Source organism: Globicatella sanguinis NBRC 15551, from assembly GCF_001552295.1.
GTDB classification, from domain to species: domain Bacteria; phylum Bacillota; class Bacilli; order Lactobacillales; family Aerococcaceae; genus Globicatella; species Globicatella sanguinis.
This window is the reverse complement of record NZ_BCQX01000134.1, coordinates 1-5,802: the sequence shown is the minus strand read 5'-3', so window position 1 is coordinate 5,802 and position 5,802 is coordinate 1. Positions and strand designations below refer to the sequence as shown.

The window sequence follows — 5,802 nt, the reverse complement described above, 5'->3', positions numbered from 1 at the left end:
CTACTTCTTGCCAACTTACTCAACAAGCATTAGCGATTTTTGGAGTCTAAAATAATGGTTACTGGGCCTTCATTGATTAAAGCCACATCCATCATTGCCCCAAATTCACCGGTAGCTACTTCTACATCGTAACTTCTTAATTCTTCATTAAATTGTTCGTATAGCGCTGTTGCTAAATCAGGCTTAGCTGCTTCGGTAAAGCTAGGACGATTGCCTTTCTTGGTTTGCGCATAGAGAGTGAACTGACTAATTGATAAAATAGAGCCTCCCACATCTTTTAAAGACAAGTTCATTTTTTCATTCTCGTCTTCAAAAATACGCATCTGCACAATTTTTTTAGCACAGTATTGAATATCCTCAAACGTATCCGTGTGAGTAAATCCTACTAACAGCATTAATCCATGTTGCGTTTCCCCTAACAAGGTATTATTAACTGTTACTGAACTTTCTTTTACTTTTTGAATAATAACTCTCATTTAATTCATCCTAATTATGTATTTGCGACCCGCTCTACTTCATGAACATCGGGTATATTGCGCAATTTATTCATTAAATCATTCAATTGAATGGTATTAGAAATGGCTACTTTAATGGTGACTGTCGCCGTACTATCCGCATCGACGCGTCCATTAACATTTTTTAGATTTTTTACGGTGTGATTAACCACATGCAAAACATCATTAATCAATCCTGAACGGTCAAAACCAATGACTTTTATTTCAGTCTCATAATCTGAAGTTAAATCTGCTTTATTTTCCCATTCAACATCAATCGTCCGTTTCATTAAATCTGGTTCATGCACTAAGTTTGGACAATCTTTGCGATGAATTGAAACACCACGTCCGCGAGTAATATAACCAACAATATCGTCTCCTGGTACAGGATTACAACAGCGACTTAAGCGCACCATTAAGTTTTCGACACCATTGACCACCACACCACTTTCATGAACGGTACGTGGCATTTTATTATCTGGTGCTTCTTTTTTAATGGTTTGAATCGGTTGTTTTTTTACTTCTGTTGTTTCTTCCATCGGTTTTAAACCTAAGAAGTTAATGATGGTCTGTGGAGATAATTCTCCTAGTCCTACCGCTGCATATAAATCTTCTAAGCTATTAAAGTTAAACCGTTCTAATAACTCTTTATCACGGTTTTTCTTATTCAACTGTTTTACTGAAAATCCAACCGGTTTAAATTCACGTTCTAACATCTGTTGACCTAATTCACTATTGCGATCACGATCTAATAGTTTAAAAAATCGTTTAATACGATTGCGGGCCTTACTCGTATGAGTTAATTTTAACCAGTCACGACTTGGACCATTTGAATTGGGATTGGTTAATATTTCGATAATATCGCCATTTTTTAAAGTATAATTTAAGGGGACAATGTTACCATTAATTTTAGCACCGATAATTTTATTTCCTACCTCAGTATGGATATGATAGGCGAAATCAATCGGCCCTGATCCTGCCGGCAATTCAAAAACATCACCTTTTGGAGAGAAAATATAGACTTGGTCTTTAAATAAATCTTCTTTAACAAAATCCATAAATTCACTAGCATCTCTTGCTTCGTCTTGCAATTCAACAATTTCACGGAACCATTTCATTTGGCGTTCAATATTATTTTCAGACTCTACTTTATCTGTTTTGCCCTCTTTATAAGCCCAGTGGGCAGCGACCCCATATTCTGCTACTTCATGCATCTGATGTGTTCGTATCTGAATTTCGACCGGTTTACCATATGGGCCAATGACAGTTGTATGAATCGATTGATACATATTCGCTTTTGGCATCGCAATGTAATCTTTGAAACGACCTGGCATTGGTTTCCATTTAGTATGAATAATTCCCAGTACTGCATAACAGTCTTTAATAGTATCCACCAACACTCTTACTGCTAGTAAATCATAAATATGGTCAAAATCTTTATTCTGGTCGACCATTTTACGGTAAATTGAATAAATATGTTTAGGTCGTCCATATACATCAGCCTTAATGTCCATTTCAGCTACGGCTTCGTTAATTTCGACGATGGCTTCTTGAATATATTTTTCACGTTCATCACGTTTAGCATCCATCAATCGCACAATTCGATAATACTCAGCTGGATTAATGTAACGTAGCGCAATATCTTCCAATTCCCATTTTATCGCATTCATCCCGATACGATCAGCTAAGGGTGCATAAATCTCAATCGCTTCTTGTGATTTTTCCACTTGCTTTTCTGGTTTTTGAAATTTTAATGTGCGCATATTATGTAAACGGTCAGCTAATTTAACCATCACGATACGCATATCTTTGGCCATCGCCAATAACATTTTACGATGGTTTTCTGCTAGCGCCTCTTCTTTACTTTGAAATTTGACTTTACCTAATTTGGTAACACCGTCGACTAAAAATGCCACAGTACTCCCAAATTCAGACTCAATATCTTCTAATGTGTATTCAGTATCTTCAACGACATCGTGTAAAAAGCCCGTTACTACTGTTGCAGGATCTGCTTTTAATTGAGCTAAAATACCAGCTACTTGAATAGGATGTATGATATAAGCTTCTCCTGATAATCGTACTTGATTACGATGGGCATGGGTGGCATATTCAAGAGCTTTTTTTATAAACTGTACATTTTTGTCATTCATATATTCTTTACATATGTCGATTACTTCTTGTGCAGTTAAATCTTGAGTACGAGCCATTTTTTTCACCTAATTTCTGTTAAAATATGTACCACTAATTATACGATAAATTTGTATATTCTACAATGTTAACTGATTAAAAAAAGCCTTAGACTATCATGTTTTACTGTTTGGGAGTAACCAATTATCCTCTTTGTAAAAACATTCAGTCTAAGCTTTATTCATTAATTCTTTAAATTAACGGTATCTAATTATTTGCCAATAATTGCAATACCTTTTGATGCACCAATACGTGTTGCGCCTGCTTCAATCATTGCTAAAGCTTCTTCGGTATTCGAAACACCACCACTTGCTTTAACTCCCATATCTGGTCCAACTGTTTCGCGCATTAAGCGAATATCTTCGACCGTTGCACCACCTGTTGAGAAACCAGTTGAAGTTTTCACAAAATCAGCATTCGCTTTTTTAGTTTGTTGGCAAGCTTTCACTTTTTCTTCATCTGTTAATAAACATGTTTCAATAATAACTTTAACAACCACTTCTGATGGTACAGCATCTACGACTGCTTTAATGTCTTGATATACTAACTCCCAATCACCAGCTTTAGCTGCACCAATATTAATTACCATATCCACTTCATGAGCACCATTTTTAACTGCTTCAGCTGCTTCATAAGCTTTTAATGACGATGTGTTTGCCCCTAGAGGAAAACCAACAACCGTACAAACCTTAACATCACTGTCACTTAATAAAGACGCCGCATAAGGTACCCAGGTTGGATTAATACAAACAGACATAAAGTCATGCTCTATTGCTTCTTGACATAAGACTTCAATCATTTTCTTAGTTGCTTCCGGTTTTAAAATGGTATGGTCAATATATTTTGCTAAATTTTGATTCATGATCTTCCTCCAAATTTATAATTCTAATTGATAACTTAATGCACTTAAAAAGTATACAGGCGCCGTTTCAGCTCTTAAAATCCGGGGACCTAAGCTACAACAGATAAATCCAGCCTCCTCTAATTGGCTCACTTCCTCTGGAGTTAGTCCTCCTTCAGATCCAAAGACCATTAATAGACGATTACTTGCTTTTAAATGAATTAACGCTTCTTTTAACTGAGCACGTTGACCGCTTTTGGCAGTTTCTTCATAAGCGATTAACTTAATTGTATAATCATCTGCTAAATTAATCAATTGCTTTAAAGAAGATAGTTCATTAATAGTCGGAATTTGTACTCGATGACTTTGTTCAGCCGCTTCTTGAGCAATTTTTTGTAAACGCATCATTCGCTTAGTTGCTTTTTCCCCTGGCCATTTCATGACATCGCGTTTCAATGTAAGTGGATAAAACTGAGTCATCCCACACTCAGTTGCTTTTTGAACAATCCATTCTAATTTATCATTTTTCGAAAGACCACAAGCAATTGCAACCTCACTTAAAGGAAATTCAGATTGATGTTCAATTTCACTCTCAATTATCGCCATCCCAAACGCACCTTCTTTGGCTGCTAAAGAAGCCAAATATACTTGTTGCTTTGTATCAACTAGTAAAATATGCGCTCCCGTTTTACCACGCATGACATCATAAACATGATGCGTAATATCAGCGTCTAAAATGACCTGTTGACCAATTGTTAAACTTTCTTCTATAAAATAACGTTGCATCTACTCTTGCTCCTGCTTTTCTAAAATTAATGAAACCCACTCACCCATTATAGTCTTTTGATACAATTTCCAACCTCGAGTTCGTAACTCTTCTTCAAGTCCGAGGCTTTTTGAGATTAGAATACCACCTAAAATTAACCAACCATTTTCTTTTAATAAACGTTCGGCATCGTCTAACATTTCAATAATGATATGCGGTAAAATATTCGCAACAATAATATCAGCTTTAGTCTCTACCCCTACTAAAAGATTATTTACTGCAAAATGAATGCCTTCTTTATCTGGTTGATAATTTAAATTTTCATTGGCACTGGCTACTGCTTGTGGATCTAAATCATATCCGTGAACCGTTTGAGCGCCTAATGCTTTCGCAATAAAGGTTAAGATACCGGAACCTGTACCAACGTCTAAAATGGTTTCTCCGCCACGCATCACGATTTCTAATGCTTGAGCACCTAATTGAGTTGTTGGATGATTACCGGTCCCAAAGGCCACGCCAGGATCTAAATAGACAATTTGTTCTTGAGGTTGAGCTTGGTAATCATCTTGCCAAACAGGAACAATCGTTAAATAACGACTGATTGGTTGTGGGTGATAGTGTTGCATCCAATTCTTTTGCCAATTCTCATTCAACTGTTTATTTTGAGTCAATTTAAACGGTGTTTGGTTGAATAATTTTTTTATCGCAAATTCTAATTCAGAAAGTTCCATCGGTTCGTTAAAATAAGCAATGATTTCGGTATCGCGATCCAATACTTTTAACATCTCTTCATCGAAAATTTCCCCAAATAGATTTTCATCATTTTCTAGGTAACCTTGTGCATAATTTACTTCTACACCAATAGAACCTAATTCAAAAAACAAATTGGACACCAATTCAATTAATTCGCCTTCCTTATTAGTCGTTTCTAATATTACTTTATACCAATTTTTTTCCTCCATATAGACCTCTTTCTAATCAACTATCGGCAAAAATAATGCTTGTTGATTATATTGATTTGTTTGCACGAGGCGTTCTTTTATGATTTGATAGTCCTGTTCTTGCCAAGTTATTTCAAAATGATCGATAGAATCATCATGGATAAAATCATACCAAGCAGCCTGTGCTTGACTTGTTTTCTGCTTTAAATATTTAAAGATAGCTGTCACTTCTCCTGTAGGAATCCCTTTTGTCTTATCAACTACAAAACGTTGAATCACATTTGGTGTATAGAAATGGGCAGCTTGAGGGTCAACAAATAAAACTTTGCATTCGTATAGCACTGTCTCATCTGATTGGTCTAAATTTAATTGAATATCAGTATTATTATTTTCAAATTCAAATTGTAAAACCAGTTCAATACAATGCCAATCTTCTTGCCAACTTAACTGCCACTCACAATGAAAATATAATTCTTCTAATAAATAATGTTGATAGGTTAATAAATTATGTTGTTGCATCGGCTCACCTTCTTTCTTCTATTATGCTTTATTAAAACTTTAAATTTTTTGATT

Annotated in this window: 6 protein-coding genes; all 6 read right to left on the bottom strand. The window is 35.4% G+C overall.

What is annotated here, in order from left to right:
- Positions 1-29: 29 nt before the first annotated feature.
- The 6 genes from dtd to GSA01S_RS09080 all read right to left on the bottom strand — a co-directional run bounded on the left by dtd (position 30) and on the right by GSA01S_RS09080 (position 5,748).
- The gene (dtd, locus tag GSA01S_RS09105; protein ID WP_066126829.1) at positions 30-476 is read right to left on the bottom strand and encodes a D-aminoacyl-tRNA deacylase; all 447 of its coding nucleotides are present in this window, start codon (positions 474-476) and stop codon (positions 30-32) included.
- A gap of 14 nt (positions 477-490) precedes the next feature.
- Complete coding sequence (locus GSA01S_RS09100) at positions 491-2,701, bottom strand: RelA/SpoT family protein (protein WP_066126828.1); 2,211 nt, start codon at positions 2,699-2,701, stop codon at positions 491-493.
- A 191-nt stretch (positions 2,702-2,892) separates the two neighbouring features.
- Positions 2,893-3,543 carry a deoxyribose-phosphate aldolase gene (gene deoC, locus GSA01S_RS09095; protein ID WP_066126827.1) on the bottom strand — a complete coding sequence of 217 codons (651 nt, stop codon included), beginning with the start codon at positions 3,541-3,543 and terminating at the stop codon, positions 2,893-2,895.
- Positions 3,544-3,558: 15 nt separating this feature from the next.
- Entirely contained in the window at positions 3,559-4,308 is a 750-nt protein-coding gene (locus GSA01S_RS09090; protein WP_066126825.1) for a 16S rRNA (uracil(1498)-N(3))-methyltransferase, read from the bottom strand.
- On the bottom strand, positions 4,309-5,250 hold the full coding sequence (prmA, locus tag GSA01S_RS09085; protein ID WP_066126824.1) for a 50S ribosomal protein L11 methyltransferase: 942 nt from the start codon (positions 5,248-5,250) through the stop codon (positions 4,309-4,311).
- Positions 5,251-5,262: 12 nt separating this feature from the next.
- A complete protein-coding gene (locus tag GSA01S_RS09080; RefSeq protein WP_066126821.1) occupies positions 5,263-5,748 on the bottom strand; it encodes a DUF3013 family protein in 486 nt (161 codons plus the stop codon).
- Positions 5,749-5,802 lie beyond the last annotated feature (54 nt).

Bases quoted from the DNA above. Each gene is read 5' to 3' on its own strand.
- GSA01S_RS09090 (WP_066126825.1), bottom strand. From the start codon at position 4,308: ATGCAACGTTATTTTATAGAAGAAAGTTTAACAATTGGTCAACAGGTC.
- GSA01S_RS09080 (WP_066126821.1), bottom strand. From the start codon at position 5,748: ATGCAACAACATAATTTATTAACCTATCAACATTATTTATTAGAAGAA.
- deoC (WP_066126827.1), bottom strand. From the start codon at position 3,543: ATGAATCAAAATTTAGCAAAATATATTGACCATACCATTTTAAAACCG.
- GSA01S_RS09100 (WP_066126828.1), bottom strand. From the start codon at position 2,701: ATGGCTCGTACTCAAGATTTAACTGCACAAGAAGTAATCGACATATGT.
- prmA (WP_066126824.1), bottom strand. From the start codon at position 5,250: ATGGAGGAAAAAAATTGGTATAAAGTAATATTAGAAACGACTAATAAG.
- dtd (WP_066126829.1), bottom strand. From the start codon at position 476: ATGAGAGTTATTATTCAAAAAGTAAAAGAAAGTTCAGTAACAGTTAAT.